At 70.4% G+C, this 16855-nt stretch carries 15 protein-coding genes; 7 read left to right on the forward strand and 8 right to left on the reverse strand.

Annotated features, from left to right (window positions below; all coding sequences use genetic code 11):
• Positions 1-107 precede the first annotated feature (107 nt).
• Both KLK06_RS21380 and KLK06_RS21385 read left to right on the forward strand, forming a co-directional pair.
• The gene (locus tag KLK06_RS21380) at positions 108-2324 is read left to right on the forward strand and encodes a GH92 family glycosyl hydrolase (RefSeq protein ID WP_214637480.1); all 2217 of its coding nucleotides are present in this window, start codon (positions 108-110) and stop codon (positions 2322-2324) included.
• Between the two features lie 9 nt (positions 2325-2333).
• Complete coding sequence (locus KLK06_RS21385; RefSeq protein WP_214637287.1) at positions 2334-3614, forward strand: glycosyltransferase; 1281 nt, start codon at positions 2334-2336, stop codon at positions 3612-3614.
• A 2-nt stretch (positions 3615-3616) separates the two neighbouring features.
• Here the strand turns inward: KLK06_RS21385 and KLK06_RS21390 are convergent, their stop codons facing one another.
• The gene (locus tag KLK06_RS21390) at positions 3617-3889 is read right to left on the reverse strand and encodes a hypothetical protein (RefSeq protein ID WP_214637288.1); all 273 of its coding nucleotides are present in this window, start codon (positions 3887-3889) and stop codon (positions 3617-3619) included.
• A 40-nt stretch (positions 3890-3929) separates the two neighbouring features.
• Entirely contained in the window at positions 3930-4688 is a 759-nt protein-coding gene (locus KLK06_RS21395) for a neutral zinc metallopeptidase (protein ID WP_214637289.1), read from the reverse strand.
• A gap of 140 nt (positions 4689-4828) precedes the next feature.
• On the opposite strand from KLK06_RS21395, the gene KLK06_RS21400 reads away from it, so the two are divergent.
• Positions 4829-6157, forward strand: a complete 1329-nt coding sequence (locus KLK06_RS21400) for a M1 family metallopeptidase (RefSeq protein ID WP_214637290.1) — start codon at positions 4829-4831, stop codon at positions 6155-6157.
• A gap of 8 nt (positions 6158-6165) precedes the next feature.
• Here the strand turns inward: KLK06_RS21400 and KLK06_RS21405 are convergent, their stop codons facing one another.
• Complete coding sequence (locus KLK06_RS21405) at positions 6166-6693, reverse strand: cysteine hydrolase family protein (protein WP_214637291.1); 528 nt, start codon at positions 6691-6693, stop codon at positions 6166-6168.
• 180 nt (positions 6694-6873) lie between these two features.
• Between KLK06_RS21405 and KLK06_RS21410 the strand changes: the two genes are divergently transcribed.
• Positions 6874-7497, forward strand: a complete 624-nt coding sequence (locus tag KLK06_RS21410; RefSeq protein ID WP_214637292.1) for a TetR/AcrR family transcriptional regulator — start codon at positions 6874-6876, stop codon at positions 7495-7497.
• 2 nt (positions 7498-7499) lie between these two features.
• On the opposite strand, the gene KLK06_RS21415 is transcribed toward KLK06_RS21410, so the two are convergent.
• The 4 genes from KLK06_RS21415 to KLK06_RS21430 are packed head-to-tail and all read right to left on the reverse strand — an operon-like array spanning position 7500 to position 11200.
• On the reverse strand, positions 7500-8534 hold the full coding sequence (locus tag KLK06_RS21415; RefSeq protein ID WP_214637293.1) for a zinc-binding dehydrogenase: 1035 nt from the start codon (positions 8532-8534) through the stop codon (positions 7500-7502).
• A gap of 32 nt (positions 8535-8566) precedes the next feature.
• Complete coding sequence (locus KLK06_RS21420) at positions 8567-9745, reverse strand: NAD(P)/FAD-dependent oxidoreductase (RefSeq protein WP_214637294.1); 1179 nt, start codon at positions 9743-9745, stop codon at positions 8567-8569.
• Positions 9742-9939 (reverse strand): ferredoxin, encoded by a 198-nt coding sequence (locus KLK06_RS21425; RefSeq protein ID WP_214637295.1) that lies wholly within the window; start codon positions 9937-9939, stop codon positions 9742-9744. The genes KLK06_RS21420 and KLK06_RS21425 overlap by 4 nt, the downstream gene beginning before the upstream one ends.
• 31 nt (positions 9940-9970) lie before the next feature.
• Positions 9971-11200, reverse strand: a complete 1230-nt coding sequence (locus tag KLK06_RS21430) for a cytochrome P450 (protein ID WP_214637296.1) — start codon at positions 11198-11200, stop codon at positions 9971-9973.
• A 212-nt stretch (positions 11201-11412) separates the two neighbouring features.
• Between KLK06_RS21430 and KLK06_RS21435 the strand changes: the two genes are divergently transcribed.
• Complete coding sequence (locus KLK06_RS21435) at positions 11413-11997, forward strand: TetR/AcrR family transcriptional regulator (RefSeq protein ID WP_214637297.1); 585 nt, start codon at positions 11413-11415, stop codon at positions 11995-11997.
• Positions 11998-12279: 282 nt separating this feature from the next.
• Here KLK06_RS21435 and KLK06_RS21440 read toward each other — a convergent pair whose 3' ends face one another.
• A complete protein-coding gene (locus KLK06_RS21440) occupies positions 12280-12441 on the reverse strand; it encodes a hypothetical protein (protein WP_214637298.1) in 162 nt (53 codons plus the stop codon).
• 32 nt (positions 12442-12473) lie between these two features.
• On the opposite strand from KLK06_RS21440, the gene KLK06_RS21445 reads away from it, so the two are divergent.
• Together KLK06_RS21445 and KLK06_RS21450 are read left to right on the forward strand one after the other, a co-directional pair.
• A complete protein-coding gene (locus KLK06_RS21445) occupies positions 12474-13817 on the forward strand; it encodes a lanthionine synthetase C family protein (protein ID WP_214637299.1) in 1344 nt (447 codons plus the stop codon).
• The gene (locus tag KLK06_RS21450) at positions 13814-16855 is read left to right on the forward strand and encodes a lantibiotic dehydratase (protein ID WP_214637300.1); all 3042 of its coding nucleotides are present in this window, start codon (positions 13814-13816) and stop codon (positions 16853-16855) included. Before KLK06_RS21445 ends, KLK06_RS21450 begins: the two co-directional genes overlap by 4 nt.

Here is a 16855-nt window from a genome sequence, read left to right on the forward strand (position 1 = left end):
ATACTCGTCGGCTTAATACCGTTGAACCAAGCAGTTCATCTCGTCGAAACCTAAGGCGGGCTCGAGCTAGGTAGAGTCCCGCCATCCTTGACAACGTTGACCCCTTCATCGGCATCGCGGCGACCGACCTGCCCAGAGCACGCGGTCTGGCCGCCACTTGGTGGTGGCCGAAACCCCAGGTAGGAAACACCCACCCGGGTGCTACGTCGCCGCTGGGCATGGTGTCGGCCTGTGCTTACTCCGGCGCCTACCCCACCGGCTACGGGCGCTACACGAAGAACACCGAGGGGGTGCCTGAGGAGATGTTCGAGCACCTGCAGGCATCCGGGTTCACCCACTTCCAGCAGTCCGGCACCGGCGCGATCCGCAAGTACTACAACTACGTCCGCGTCACCCCGATGGTGCAGCCACTGGACATGCTGGGGGAGGCGTGGCCGCTGCGTGACGAGGTGGCGGAGGCGGGCTACTACGCGGCCACCCTGGACACCGGGGTCCGCTGTGAGCTCACCGTGGGCACCAAGGTCGCGGTGCATCGCTACACGTTCCCGCAGCACAGCAGCGCCCGGGTGGTGGTCGACCTGTCCTGCGGTGGCTTGGCCATCGAGCTCGGCCGCACCGTGCCGTTGCGGGCACAGGTGGAGAGCATGGGCCACGGCCGGGCCCAGGGCACGGTGGTGATGGAGGGCGTCCCGCTGTCGGTGTACGTGGAGGTCGACAGCCCAGGCTGGCGGCAGATGCTCTGGTACGACCGGCGGCTCATCGACGGCGGCACCCGCCTGGACTTCGACAGCATCCGGCACACCACGCTGCGGCCCTTCGGCCTGCTCTTCATGGGCCCGGCCGCACCGGGGCAGACCATCGAGGTACGGCTCGGGTTCTCGCTGCGCGGGTGCGACCAGGCGCGCCAGAACCTCGAGCGCGAGTGCGGCCACGCCCAGCCGGCGTTCGACGCGGTACGTTCCCGGACCCGATCCCGCTGGCGCGAGCACCTCGACCATGTCCAGGTCGAGGGCGGCACGCCGGCCCGCCGCACCGTGCTCGCCACGGCGCTCTACCATGCGCTGATCAAGCCGTGCTTCGCCGACGACGAAAGCCCGTTCTGGCCGACCCCCGGACCGTTCGCGTTCGACGTGTGCACCATGTGGGACATCTACAAGACCCAGCTCCCGCTGCTCGCGGCCATCGCCCCCGACCGGGCCGCGGACCTGCTGGAGTCGCTGATCCGGGTCTGCGAGGAGGAGGGCAACTTCCCCATCGGCTACCGGATGGCTCGCGGCGCCGACCGGTTCTTCCGCCAGGCCAGCGCGCTCGTCCACACCGCGCTGGCGGACGCCCACGCTCTCGGCCGGACCGACCTGGACTGGAACTGGGCGCTCGTGCACATGGTCGGCGACCTGCACCGTCTGTACGGCGAAGACTTCTTCGAGCACGGAGTGGTGCACCCGATCACGCACACCCTCGACCTCGCCTACGCCCACCACTGCACGGCACAGGTCGCCCGGGCGCTGAACGACCGGGGCCTGGCCGACGATCTCGAGGAGCGCAGCCGCCAGTGGTCCAACGCCTTCGACCCGAGCACGGGACTGCTGCGCGACTCGGAGTTCTACGAGGGCGGCAAGTGGAACTACTCCTTCCGGTTGCTGCACGACATGGCCGCGAGGATCGCCCTGGCCGGTGGCGACCAGGCCTTCATCGACACGCTGGACAGGTTCTTCGGTTTCGGGGCCGCGCCGGTGACGCAGCCCGGCCGGCGCCCGCAGGCGGCGGAGATAAGGGCCGGATACGCCCTGAACCGGTTTGAAGGGTTGAACAACGAGCCCGACATGGAGACGCCGTGGGCGTACCACTACGCGGGCCGTCCCGACCGTACCGCCCAGGTGGTGCACGCGGCGCTGACCTGGCAGTTCGGCACCGGACCTGGCGGGCTGCCCGGTAACGACGACTCCGGCGGCCTGAGCTCGTGGTACGTCTGGGCGTCGCTGGGGCTGTTCCCGATCGCCGGCCAGAACCTGTTCCTGGTCAACGCGCCCGCCTTCCCCCGGGCCGTGCTCCGGGCCGGCGGCAACGAGTTCGTCATCGAGACCAGTGGGCACCGCGAGACGCCGATCGGCGTCGACGGCCTCGATCGTGACCCACCGGCGCAGTACGTCCAGTCGGCGACCCTCAACGGCAAGCCCCTGCACGCCACCCACCTGAGCGCCGCCACCGTGCACGGCGGCGGCCGGTTGCACCTGCGGCTGGGCCCGGAGCCGTCGTCGTGGGGGCAGGGGATCCGGCCGCCGTCCCTGTCACATCCGCCCGCCAGATCCACCCGCGACACCTGAGGAAGCACGATGATCCACTCCCGTCGCCGTCTCGTCATCGTGGTCCGGGCTGACCCGGTCATCTGTGGTCACTCCGGCGAAGCCCGTAACCTCGCCGAGGTGGCGCTGACCCGCGGGTTCGACGAGGTACGGCTGTTGACCTGGCCGATCGCGGCACTGCGGGCGGCCGGGCTGCCGCTCAAGCCGCTGGACCGGCTGCTGCCGTACAGCGACGGGATCACCGTGGAGCGGCCGGATCCGGTGGGGGACTACCGGGTGCCGGACGGACGTCACCTGGCCGGCCTCACCGGCCGCCTCGTCGAGCTGCTCGCCGAACCGGTACCCACGACCTGCCTGTCCATGTACCTCGTTCCGCACACCGCGGTGGTCATAGACGCGGTCGCGGCGGCGCGCGCGGCCGGGTTCGCGCCCGACGTGCACACCGTGGCGAAAGCGGTCGGCTCCGACGTGACCAACGTGATCCGGTCGTGCTTGCGGGAAGGCCGGTTCGGCGCGGCGACCGTGCTGTTCACCACGTTCCTGGCCAACGACGAGGTCGTCGCGGTCTCCGAGTACACCCGAGACGAGATCGTCGCCTCGGCCGAGCAGGTGGACGCCTACTGCGGCACCAGGTTCGCCGAACAATGCCGGCGCCGAGTAACCGTCAGCTACCCGCCGATCGACTCCGCCGCCTTCCTCGACCGGGATCCGGCGCGAGTGGACGCCGCGCTCGCGCGACGCGGTCTGGAGCGTGACGGCTACGTCCTGTTCCTGTCCCGGGTGACCCGGGCCAAGGGGATCCACGACCTGTTGATCGCCTTCGAGCGGATGCGCTGCCGGTCGCGCGTGAAACTGGTCGTCGCCGGCACCGGGCCCGCGCTGGAGGAGGTGCGGGCGATGGCCAAGGAGGACGACCGGGTGGTCTTCCTCACCGATGTCGACGACCACGAGAAGTCGCTGCTCATGCGCGGCTGCGCGGCCTACGCCCTGCCCACCAAGCCCGAGCCCGACTTCGTCGAGACGTTCGGCATCGCCCTGGCCGAGAAGATGCTGGCCGGCGGTGGACCGATCATCACCACCGACACGGGCGGGACCCTGGAGGCGGTCGGCGACACCGCTGTCATCGTCGAGCCCGGGGACATCACCGCTCTGGCCGAGGCGGTGGACCGGGTGGTCCTGGACATGTCCGCCGCCGATCGGCAGGACCTGGAGCTTCGCGCCCGCACCCGCGCGATGGCCTTCGACCGGGTCGCGGTCTTCGACGGGCTGTTCCCGGGGGCGGCGCCCACCGCCTACCGTCACACCGCCTGACGCTAGTCCAGGTCCAGGTCCGAGCCGCCGAACCGGTCCCGCAGGAAGCGGCCCTGGTCACGCAGCGCCTGCTCGTCCCCGCGGTGAATGGCGTCGGCGACCTTGCGTAGCTGCGCGTCGAGGAGGGCGAGCTGGGCCAGCAGCTCCTCGTGCGCGCTCCGCTCGCGGTCCGCCCGCCGCGTTACCGGCCGAGGCGCTGTATCGGGACGCTGGAGGGGAAGGCGAAGGCGTAGCGGCTCAGAGAACGGCGGCCAGAGCCACGCCGGAGAATTCACCCGCCGTTCACGGAGCGTGGGCGTCGATGGAGCCGCTCGGTCAGGTGACCTTGGAGGCGGGAGCGGTGTAGGTGTTGCACGCCGACGGTGAGGCCGCGTCGAAGCCGCGTCGCTGCCAGTAGACGCGGTTCTTCGCCGTTCCGAACCCCTTGTAGCTTCCTTCCACCGCGTGCCGGCTGATGAAGAACTCGGAGCCGTGCGCGCGGGAATGCCCCAGCGAATCCCAGACGCTGCCGATGAACGCGCCCGCCAAGCAGATGCTCTGGAGCGAGCCCTTGGTGGTGAGCGCGAGGGCTTTGGCCTTGGGCAGTTTCTTGACGGCTCGATATTCCTGGTCGACGATGCCGACCATGTTCTGCGCGTGATAGCCGTAGCCGATGGAGAGGCTTTCCAGAATTCCCGGGCTGTCGAGCTCGTCGCGCAGGCCGTAGTCGGTGAGCATCAGGTAGATGGTCTTGTTGGGGATGCAGTAGAGGCTGTAGACGTCATCCGGGTGGTAGACGCCGCAGGCGGTCTTGATCCGATCGCCGTACTTCACGACGACCTTGGCCTTCTGGTACCGGAAGCCGGCCTTCGTCACCTGCGTCGACCAGGCCTTTTCCTGGCATGCGGTAATGGCTTCCACGTACAGGCGGATCGCGTCGTGATCCTGGTTGACGTCAGGCTCTTCGCACGTCTGGGCAGGGAGCTTGCCTGTCTTGTAGAGCGGGTTCTTCGTGAAGGGGTCGGGGGTGGGGGCCGCGTGGGCCGTGCCGGTCAGCGATAAGAAGGTGACCAGGGCGGCGGCGAGAATGCGCATGAGAGTGCACCCTAGTGGATCATGCAGTTACGGTCATGCCACCGGATAACGCTTCCTGTCACGGATATTGACGGGTATGGCGAAGGAAGTTACGTTTCGTCGGCAGATCGGGGGCCCTAGCGTCACAAAGGAGCCAACCCATGATCCGAAAAACGCTGACGTTCTGCGCGATCGCCGCGTTACTCATCGGACTCCCCACCGCCGCCCGGGCGGCCGACGCCACCCGTACACCAGGGTCGCCCACCTACACCGTGACTCTGACCAGCAACGCCTCGGGCACCACGTGGACCGGCCACGAGAGCGTCAGTTTCACGAACTTATCCGCGGACCCCCTCAACGAGGTCTACCTGCGCCTGTGGGACAACTACCACGGAAGCTGCCCGTCCACCCCGATCACGGTCACGAACGTCAGCGGCGGCACGGCGAGCGCGCTGAGCGTCGCCTGCACGGCGCTGAAGATCACGCTCCCGGCGCCGCTCGCCCAGGGGCAGAACGGCTCGGTCGGCTTCGACCTGAGCATCGTCGTACCCAGCGGCGCCGACCGGTTCGGTCACGACGGCGCGTACAACTTCATCGGCAACGCCCTGCCCGTGCTGGCCGTACGAGACGGCGCCGGCTGGCACCTGGACCCCTACACCAACAACGGCGAGTCCTTCTACCAGCTCGCCAGCGACTACCGCGTCACCCTGGACCACCCCAGCTCGCTGCTCGTGCCCGCGACCGGCACCTCCGTGGACACGCCCGGCAGCGCCGGCCGGACGATCACGACCGCGACCGCCACGCACGTCCGTGAGTTCGCCTGGGGGGCCGGCGCGTTCACCAAGACCACCGGCACGACCAGCACGGGCGTCACCGTGAATGTCTACCGCGTCAGCGGCATCAGCGCCGCCAGCGCCGCCTCGATGATGACGACCGCCACGGGCTCGCTGGTCGCCCACGCCGGCCGCTTCGGCGCCTACCCCTATGGCGAGGTCGACATCGTCCTGGACAACAACTTCTGGTTCGGCGGCATGGAGTATCCGGGGTTCGTACTCGACCTGGTCAGCTCCACCGCGCTCGCCCACGAGCTGGCCCACCAGTGGTGGTACGGCATCGTCGGCGACGACGAGTACAACACCCCGTGGCTGGACGAGTCCTTCGCCGACTACGCCACCGACCTGTACCGGGGCATCACCGGCACCAACTGCTGGAACAGCGTCGTCTGGGCGTCATCGGCCGAGAGGATCAGCAACTCGATGGCCTACTGGGACGCCCACTCCAGCAGGTACGGCACCGTCGTCTACACCTACGGCAAGTGCGCCCTGCACGACCTGCGCCGCCTGATCGGCACGTCGGCCATGCAGACGCTCCTGCACGACTACGCCGCCTCCCACTGGTACGGCATCTCCACGGTGGCCGACTTCAAGGCCGCCGCCCAGGCCGCCACGACGGTCGACCTGTCGTCGTTCTGGACCACGCACCGCATCTAACGCCTTCGTCAGCGCGTCGCTGCCCAGCCGGCCACGGTGGTGACATCCGCCTGGTGGGGAAACACCTTCTCTGTCAGTACGCGATGCACCTCCGGGTCGGCGTCGAGGCATCCGTCGGCCAGGACGGTGAGGCCGAAGTCCAGGTCGGCCGCTTGGCGCACGGTGGACAGCACGACGCCGCTCGTGGCGATGCCGGTGAGGACGAGGTGATCGACGTCGCCGGCCCGCAGCACCATGTCGAGGTCACTGCCGGCGAAGGCGCTGACGCGTCGCTTGGTGACCAGGACGTCGCCGGGTTCGGGTGCCACGTCCGGATGGATCTGGCTGGCCTGGTCGCCGCCGACCAGTGGCGTGGTGCCCGCGAGCCGACCGAACATCTTGTTGCGGACGCTGATCTCCGGGTACCCGGGACGGAACCCGACGACCACATAGATCACCGGAACGCCGCCCGCGCGGGCGGCGCCGATCGCCTCGCGTAGACGCGGCAGGTAGGCGGGGTCGGGGTAACGGTCGACGACGACGCGTTGGACATCCATGACGAGGAGAGCCTGCTTGGCCACTGTTGTCCTTCCATGCCGCGGAGGCAAGTCATCAGCTGATTACTTGGCAGCGTAGCCAGGTGCCGGAACCATGTCAACGAGTGATTACTTGGCGACGTCGCAGAGCTATGCTGCGGTGACGTGTCGGAATTGATGACGTTGCGAAGGAGGTCGCCGGTGGCGACGAGAAAGACCGACGGGTCTCCGGACGACGCCGCCGCCGGACAGCCCGCCGGGGGTCGCCGGCGGCGGGACGCGGCCGCGACCCGTGAGGCGCTCCTCCAGGCCGCGCGCGACCGGTTCATGCGTCTGGGGTACGACCGCACGACGCTGCGGGACGTCGCCGCGGACGCGGGGGTCAACCTCGCCCTGATCAAGCGGTACTTCGACTCGAAGGAGGGCCTGTTCAAGGCGGCGCTGGCCGGTACGCCCCGATTCCTGGGGGGCGAGTTCCCGCAAGACCGCGCCGCCCTCGCCGAGGCCCTCAGCCACCAGTTGTCGGCCGGCGCCTGGCCGGAGTTCGGTGAGCACCCGGTGCTGCTGTTGCTGCGCGTCTCCGGCGACGAGCGGGTGGACAGCCTGCGCAGGCAGGCCCTGCAGGACTTCAGCCGGCGAGTGCTCGAAGCCTCGGGCGCGGGACGGGACGACGACGAACGCCTGCTGAGGGCGGAACTCCTGGTCGCGCTGGGCGTCGGCATCGCCGTCGTACGATCCACCGTCGGCCTGCAGCCCTTGGGTGACGCGACCTCCGACGATCTGATCGGCCCGCTCCGCGATGTCGTCGACAGCCTGCTCGGTTAGCACTACTGATGATCGTCGAAGGTCACGACCACCTTTTCCGCCGCGCCCGGCGTCAGGGCGAGCTGGAAGGCCCGCTCGGCCTCGGCGAACGGCACGCGGTGACTGATCAGCCGGGCGAAGCGCTCCTGGTGCTCGGCGATCTCCGCCGTGACCTCGAAGATCTCCGTGGGGTAGCCCTGGGACGCGATGAGCGTCATCTCGCTCCTGAGCATCGCGCCGAGGTCGATGGCGGCCGACTTCTTCTGCACGGCGACCATGACGAGCTTCGCACCCCACTTCGCCGACGCCGTCGCGGTGTTGATGACGGCGGCGGCACCGGCCGCGTCGATGTAGATGTCGGTGTCCGGGCGGGTCGCCCCGAGCGCGTTGGCGCCTTCGCCATGGAGTTCCAGCAGGCGGGCCGTCACATCCTGATGAGAGGAGTCGATGACGGCGTCGGCCCCGACCGCCAGCGCGGTCTTCAGGCGTTCGGCGATGACGTCGACCACGACCACGTGCCGGACACCGCGGAGTTTCAGCCAGATCGCGGCGCCGAGCCCGATCGGCCCGGCTCCGAACACCACGACCTTGTCCTCCGGCCGGGCTTCGGAGCGATTGACACAGTGCCGGGCGACCGCCATGGGCTCGTTGAGCGCGGCGACGTCGAAGGGGAGGGAGTCGGGGATGACCGCCACGCTCTTGCCGACGGCCGCGTCCTCGATGATCAGGTAGTCCCGCATGCCGCCCAGCGCACCGCCGCAGCCGATGATGCCGGAGGGCGCGGCCTGCGGGTTGACCACCACGCGATCGCCGACCGTCAGGCCGGTGACCGCGGACCCGACCTCGACGATCTCGCCGGTGGGCTCGTGCCCCAGCGCCACCGGCCTCGTCCGTCCTTCCGGGCCCTGGGGCATGCCTCCCATGTGGATGAAGGTCGTGTCGGTGCCGCAGATGCCGCAGGCACGTACCCGGAGCAGCACGTCATTTGGTCCGGGAACGGGGCGTTCGAGGTCCACGACCTCGACCGTGCCCGATGTGCTGGTCTGTACAGATCTCATGGTGGTGACTCTCTTCCTGTGGGCGGGCGGGCTCATGCCGCCAACGTCGTTTCGCCGACGACCTCGTGCCACTTGGCGCCGGCCGCGATGGCCTGCCGCCAGGGGCGAAGGGCTTTGGGTGGCATGCCAACCGAAAGCGCTCCGGCCAGCCGGTCGCCGGTACGGTAGGCGGCCACGAACCGGCGCTCGTCCAGATCCCCCTCCACCACCGCGATGGCGTCGTGGCCGCGCAGGTAGCCGTGGGCCTGGATCTTCATGTCGTACTGATCGGACCAGAAGTAGGGCACTGGAGCGAACGCCCTGCGCGCCCCAGGGCGCAGGAGGTTGCGAGCGGCGGCCATCCCCTGCTCGGCGGCGTTGGTGCGGTGCTCGATGCGCATCCGCACCCCGAACAGCGGGTTGTGCCAGCGGGCGACGTCTCCGGCGCCGTACACATCCGGCGCGGCGGCACTGTACTCGTCGCACACCAGACCGTCGTCCACCGTCAGGCCGCTGCCCGCCAGCCACTCGGTGTTCGGCACCGAGCCGACGGCGACCAGGACCTCGTCTGCCTCGACCAGGTCGCCGCCCGCGAGGCGCACCCCGCTCCCGGTCGCCTCGGTCACGGTGATCCCGGTGCGCAGATCGACGCCGTGCTCAAGGTGGGCCCGCGACAGCACCCGCCCCACCGCCGCGCCGACCGCGTGGGCCAGCGGCACCGGCGCGGGTTCGAGCAGGACGACCTCGCAGCCGAGGCCCCGGGCCACGGCCGCGGCCTCGGCGCCGAGGAAACCGGCGCCGACCACGACCAGCCGCCGCCCGCGGCCCAGCCGGCCGCGCAGCGCCAAGGCGTCGTCCAGGGTGCGCAGCACATGCGCGCCGTGGCCGGGCAGGCGACGCGGACGCACTCCGGTGGCCACGATCAGCCCGTCATAGCGCACGTGCCCGCCGTCCGACAGCCGCACCGTACGAGCGTCACGATCGAGACCCGTCGCGCTGACGCCCAGGCGAAGGTCGAGATCAAGGGCGCCCAGGTCCTCCGGCGAGCGCAGGGTCAGCCGGTCGGGCTCCCACCGCGCGGCCAGGAGTTGCTTGGACAGCGGCGGCCGGTCGTACGGAAGGTGTGGTTCGTCGCCGATGAGGGTGAGTGGCCCCGTGAAGCCCTCCCGGCGCAGTGTCTCGGCCGCCGCGAGTCCGGCGGCCGAGGCGCCTACCACCACGATCCTCTTCATGTCGCCACCAGCCGGATGGCCGCCGCTGGGCAGATCGCCGCGGCCTCCCGCACTCCGTCGTGGAGTTCGGCGGCGGGCGTCTCGTCCAGCAGGATCGCGACACCGTCGTCCGCTCGCTGGTCGAACACCTCGGGAGCGGCCAGGACGCACTGGCCCGACGCCACGCACTTGGGTTCGTCAAGTTCTACACGCATGGGACTTCTTCCTTCTGTTGCTGGGAGCCGGTCACCAGGTGACGGGCAGGGAGCGGAGGCTGTAGGCGATTCCTTCGAACGCGAACTCGATCTCGTCGACCGAGGTGGCCAGGCGGAGTGTCGGAACGCGGCGGTAGAGCGTGCTGTACACGACCTGGAGCTCTACACGGGCCAGCGACTGGCCGAGGCACTGGTGGGGGCCGTACCCGAACGCCTGGTGCAGCCGGGCGGACCGGCCCAGATCGAGCCGTTCGGGCTCGGGGAACATCTCGGCGTCCCAGTTCGCGGCGGACAGGTCGAAGATGATCCCGTCCCCGGCGCGGATGACCTGCCCACCGATCTCGATGTCCTCCCGGGCGATCCGGCGGACCCCGGTGTGCACGATCGTCAGGTAGCGCAGGAGCTCCTCGACCGCGGCGGCGACGACCTTCGGATCATCGGTGTCACGCAGCACCGCGAGCTGATCGGGGTGCCGCAGCAGGGCGAGCGTGCCGAGCGGGATCATGCTCGCGCTGGTCTCGTGCCCGGCGATCAGCACGGCCACCCCCATGGTGGCGGCCTCGGCGCGGGTCATCTCGCCGGCCTTGATCCGGGCGGCCAGCTCCGACAGCATGTCGTCGGCGGGGGCGCTCATCTTCCGCTCGATCAGGCCATCGAGGTATCCGACCAGCGCGGTGCTCGCCTCCTGCGCCTGCCGCGCCGACGAGCCGTGGCTCAACGCGACAGAGCTGTTGTGGTGGAAGAACTCGTTGTCCTCGTACGGCACGCCCATGAGCTCGCTGATCACCAGCGTCGGCACCGGTAGACCCAGCGCGGTGACGAGATCGGCCGGCTTCGGCCCGGCCAGCATGGCGTCGATCAGCTCGTCGGTGATCTGCTGAATGGCGGGCCGCAGAGCCTCGACCTTCTTGACGGTGAACGGGACGTTGACCATCCGGCGGAGCCGGGTGTGCTCGGGCGCGTCGGTGTTGGTGATCAGTGGCGGGGTGACCTTCGCGACCTCTGCCCGGCCCCGGGTCATGTGGGGAAACCCGGGCAGGTTCTCGTCGATGCTGATCCGCGGATCGGTGAGCAGTGTCCGCTGGTCAGCGTGGCGGGTGATGAGCCAGGGCAGGCTGCCGTCCCAGATCCGCACCTTCGAGACGGGCGCTTCGGCGGTCAGCCGCCGTACGGTGGCCGGCGGGTGGAACGGGCACCCGGCGTCCCGGGTCATCGGATAGCCGGGAACGGATCCGCCGGTGCTGGTCAATGCGTCGGTCATGGGTCTCCCTCACTTCGATCTCGGGCCGGAACGGCAGGTAACCGCCTAGCCGATCGGCTAGCCCATTCCTAGCCGATCGGCAAGCAAATAAGCCAGGCATTGTGAGGTAAGTCACTTGCCGATCGGCAAGTTGGCTGCTTGCCGATCGGCAAGCTACGATCGAGGAATTCGGGAGGTCGAACGCGGCGGGGACGCTGCGGTGAGGAGCAGCCGTGGCCGTCAAAGCCGCCCAGAAGGCGTCCGGTGAGCCCCATACGCGGGAGCGGCTCATCGACGTCGCGGTCCGCCTGTTCACCCAGCGCAGCTTCGCGGGCACGTCGCTCCAGATGATCGCCGACGAGATGGGGATCACCAAGGCGGCCGTCTACCACCACTTCCGCACCCGGGAGGAGCTGCTCACCGCGGTGGTGGAGCCGGTGCTGCGCCGGCTGCGGGCCATCATCGAAACCGCCGAAACGAAACGCACTCCCCACGCGCGAGCGGAGCACCTGCTCACCGGATATGTCGACCTGTCGGTGGAGCATCGAGCCGTGGTCGCCGTCTTCGCCAACGACGCCGGCGCGATCGAGATGCTGCGCGCCCAGCCCGAGACCAGCGACCTGATCAACCGCCAGCTGAACCTGCTCGCCGACGTCACCCCCGGCCCGGCCGGGCGCGTCAACGCCGCCATGGTGATGGCGGGCATCGCCGCCGCGGCCGGCCCGGCACTGGTCCGCCTCGATGACGACACGCTGCGCAAGCACCTCACCGGGGCCGGCCGGCGCACCCTCGGACTCCGCGCTCCACGCCGTCTGTGAGACGGCGGTCTTCCGCCCTGCTCACGGCAACGGCGGCGCGGGCGCTCGTTGCCGATTTCTGGTCCTGACCTTGCCAGGCCGTGACACTATGGAGTCGCATCGTCACTGTGAGGAAGGTGGTCAGGTCATGTGCCCGTCGGATGATGACTTCGATCTGGACATCCGGCTCGGCACCCCCGGGGTTCCCGGTCCGAACGCGCTGGACACCGACGTGACGAGCACGTGCATCACGGGCTGCCAGACCTGCGTCACCTGCAACACCTGCCCCGCACTGTGCACGCATCAGACCAATTGCGACCAGAACACCTGCCACACCTGCGGCGAGAACACCTGTGAGACCTGCCACACGAACTGCGCCACGTGCCATGGTTGCCCGACCCAGGACACCTGCCCGGCCTGCCACACCGTGCGGGGGCCGACCTGCGGAGATACCGCCTGCCACACCTGCGACACCTGCATCGACTGCGGATCGCGTCATGTCTGCCACGACTAAGAGCGTCTGGGCCGCGGTGTTGCCGAGCGCGATGGGCGCGAGAGCCGTCTCCGTCGCGCAAGAGGTGGCGGGTCGCATGCGTGACCCTCGGCAAGTTCGGGTCTACGCGGAGAACGCGAGCCGACAGAGCGATTTCGCCGCTTACCGGCGGTGGCGTCCGTCCGATGTCGCGCAGGGAGACGCGGGCCTGGCGCTGCTGTTCGGCTACCTGGACGCATGCCTGCCGGGCGACGGCTGGGACGTGTGCGCGCACGACTGCCTGAGCCTGGCGGCGCGCGACGCACAGGACATGACGCATGTACGGCCGAGCCTTTTCGGCGGCATCGCCGGTGTCGCGTTCGCCGCGCACTCGCTGTCGCGTGACGGCAGCCGCTACCGACGCCTGCTCGGAGAGCTCGACCGATGGCTGGCTCCGCAGGCGGCCCAGCGGGCTCGCTGGCTGGAGCAGGCCGGGGCCGGTGTTTCGGTCGGGGCGTTCGACGTGATCGCGGGACTGGCCGGGATCGGCGCCTATCTACTGTGCCGCCGGCAGGACGCGGGTGCGGCGCGGGCGTTGGAGGCGGTGCTCGCCGGGTTGGTGGCGTTGTGCGGGGACCGTGGAGGTCTGCCCAACTGGCATACGCCCATCGGTGCCATGGGCGCCGACGAGCCCATGGCCCGCCAGTTCCCGCACGGCAATCTCAACTGTGGCCTGGCGCATGGCATCCCTGGTCCGCTGGCCCTGATGTCGCTGGCGATGCGGGCCGGGATCACCGTTCCAGGGCAGCGGGAAGCGGTTCAGCGGGTGGCTGACTGGCTGGTCGAGCACCGCGCGGACGATGAGTGGGGCGCCAACTGGCCCTCCGCCGTCGCCCTTCCCTCCCCGGACTCGCCCGCGGCGCAGCCGAGACCCGGCCGCAGTGCCTGGTGTTACGGCAGTCCAGGGGTGGCGCGGGCGTTGTGGCTGGCCGGTTCGGCGCTGGAGGCGCCCCAGTTGTGCGCGCTGGCGGTCGAGGCGATGACCGCCACCTACCGCCGTCCCCGCAACCGGCGGTTCATCGACTCGCCGACCTTCTGCCACGGCGTCGCCGGGCTGCTGCAGATCACCTCGCGCTTCGCCAACGACACCGGGGACCCGATGTTCGTCCAGGCCGCCGCCGATCTCACCGAGCAGATTCTCCGGCTCTACCAGCCGGATCTTCCACTCGGCTTCAGCGACCTGGAGCCCGGCGGCAACCGCGTGGACCAGCCGGGGCTGCTCGACGGCGCTCCGGGGGTCGTGCTCGCCCTGTTCGCCGCCGCCACCGACGTCCCACCGGCGTGGGACCGGCTGTTCCTGCTGTCATGAGCCTCTACCGTCCGCTGGACTGGTTCGTGGTACGCACCCCGCTGCTGCCTGTCGAGGATTACCTGGCCCTGGGCGAAGGGCCCCCTGAGTGCGTCCGCGGGACCGCGTTGCCCGCGGACGCGCGGGTCCGCCGTGCGCTGCTGGTCGGCGGCGGTGACCTCCCGCGTGCCCTTGCCCGGTCGTTCAAGGACGACCGGGCAAGGCGTAAATCGGCCCGCAAGCTCCGGCGATACCTGACCAGGATGTCGACCCGGCCGACCCCGTACGGCCTGTTCGCCGGGGTCGGCCTCGGCGCCTGGGGCGAACGGACCGGTCTCACCCTGACGGCCGACCAGCCCCGGATTCACACCCGTCCGGACATGGAATGGCTGCTGTCCATGGTCACCGAGCTGGAACGCCGCGCGGAGGTGCGTACGGGGCTGCGCTGGTTCGCCAACCCGGCGGCCTTCATCCGAGCCGGCCGCGTCCGGCTCGGCGAGCGCGCGACGGCCGGTGATGGAGCTACCGGCGCGGTCTCGCTGCGCGCCACCGCGCCGGTCCTGCGCGCGCTGGAGGTCGCCCGCGAACCGATTCCCTACCACCGGCTGTTCGACGAGCTCACCGGCGGCTCGGCGGCGACCGCGGACAAGGTCGCCCGGCTGCTTGACCAGTTGTGGGCGCACGGTGTGCTGCTGACCGACCTCCGGCCGCCGCTGACCGGCGGCGACCCGGCCCGGCAGGTGGCCCGGCGGCTCGCGGAGCTCCCCGCGACCCACACGGAGGCCAAGTCGCTCGACCACTTGCTGGAGGCGATGAGCAGGTGGGATCGACTGCCTCCCGAGGCGGGCGCCGACCGCTTCGCCGACCTCGTCGAACAGGCCGAGTCCGTGCACCCCGCCGCACCCGGCCGGGCCCGGCTGCAGAGCGACATGGCGCTCCCGCTGGGCGGCCGGACGGTTCATCGAAGGGTCGCCGTCGAGGTGGCCAGGGCCGCCGAGCTGATGCTGCGGTTGTCCCCGATGCCGCGAGGTTCGGCGGTCCTGGACTCCTACCGGCGCGCGTTCGAGGCGCGCTACGGCCCGGGGACCGAGGTTCCCCTTCTGGAACTGCTCGACCCCGAGATCGGTCTCGGCCCGCCAGTGCACTCCTACGGCTCACGAACGGCCGCCACGAACCGGCACCAGATACTGCTGGACCTGGCCCTGGAGGCGATCAGGGACGGCCGGCGCGTCGTCGACCTGGACGAGGCGGCCCTCACCGCCCTGGAGACCTGGGAACCGTCGCCCTCGGCCGCGCCGACTTCGCTCGACATTTCGGTATTCGTGCTGGCGGCCTCCCCGAGCGCCGTCGACGACGGTGACTTCTCGCTGGTCATCGGCCCCAACCAGGGCGGCGGCGCCGCCGGGCGTACCTTGGGCCGCTTCGCCCACCTGATCGGCCACGACGCCGTGGCCGCCCTGGCCCGCGCCGCGCGGGCCGAGGCCGCCGCCCGCCCCGGCCGGCTCTGGGCCGAGGTCGACTACCAGCCGCGCAGGGCGCGCAGCGGCAACGTCACGATCCGGCCGCTCGTCCGCGACCACGCGATCGTGCTCGATGCCGTTCCCGCGGCGCCCGGCCGGGCCGTACCGGTGGACGAGCTGTTCGTCGGCGTCCGCGACGGCCGCTTCGTGGTGCGGTGGCCGGCGCTCGATCTGGACGTGATGGGCTGCGCGGGACACATGCTCAACGGCCGGCAGGCGCCCGCGGTCGTCCGCTTCCTCGACGAGGTCGCCTGCGCCGGTCAGCCGCGGCTCGGCGGGTTCGGCTGGGGCCCGGCGGCACAGTTCCCCTTCCTGCCCAGGGTCCGGGTGGGGAGGGTGATATTGACCCCGGCGACCTGGCGGGTGCCGGGCATGCGGCCGGGCTCGTTCGCCGCCTGGCGGGAGCGGTGGCGGCTGCCGAGATACGTCTACCTGGCCTTCGGCGATAACCGGCTCCTGCTCGACCTCGCCGATCCCGCGCAGCTCGACGAGGTGCACCACGAGCTGGACCGCCTGCCCAGGGACGGGACGCTGATCCTCCAGGAGGCGCTGCCCGGGCCCGAGGACGCCTGGCTTCCCGGAGCCGACGGCCACTACATCAGTGAGCTACTGGTCCCCGTGGTGCTCGACCATGAGGAACCGCCGCCGCCCAGCACCGTACGCCGGGCCGCGCCGGTCACCCGGTCGGTCCAGGCCACCGATCGCCTCCGTCCGCCCGGCAGTGACTGGCTCTACGTCAAGCTGTACCACGCGCTGGAATCGGCGGACGAGCTGATCGCCGGCCGCGTGCGGGAGTTCGGCGCCACCGTACGCGCCGACGGCCTCGCCGACGACTGGTTCTTCCTGCGCTACGCCGATCCGGAGCCGCACCTGCGCCTGCGGTTGCGCGGCGATCCCGACGCGCTGGCCACCGTCCTGACGCCGCTGCTGTTCCGCTGGGCGACCTCGCTCATCGACGCCGGACGCTGCAGCCGCTTCTGCGTCGACACCTACGACCGGGAGATCGAACGGTACGGCGGGCCGGACGGGCTCGCCGTGGCCGAAACGCTGTTCGCGGTGGACAGCCGGGCCGTGGCGGACCTGCTGGACCTCGCCCACCGCGGTCCCGGGCTCGACCGCACGCTCACCGCCGCCCGTACGGTCGACGACCTGCTCGCCGCCATGGGCCTGGACGAGGCCGGGCGCGCGACCTGGTACCGCGACCGAGCCCCCGCCAGTCCCGCCACCGGCACGGAATACCGGAGACGGCAGGCCGAGCTCCGCTCAGTGCTGGGCGATCCCGCCTGGTTGCCCGCTCAGCCTGCCGGACCAGAGCTCGAACAGCTTCTCCGCGACCGCGCGGCCGGCATCCGGGCGGTCACTCGTCGGCTCGACGACCTGGACGCGCGCGGTGCGCTCTGGGTGCCCAGAAAGCAGCTGATGTCCAGTTTCGTGCACATGCACTGCAACCGCCTGCTCCCCGGAGGCCCCGCGAGCGAACAGCGCCTACTCGGCCTGCTGTCCCGCACCCGCGAGAGCCTCCGGCACGCGCCGCTGTAG

The sequence above is a fragment of the Nonomuraea sp. NEAU-A123 genome, from assembly GCF_018603905.1.
GTDB lineage: Bacteria > Actinomycetota > Actinomycetes > Streptosporangiales > Streptosporangiaceae > Nonomuraea.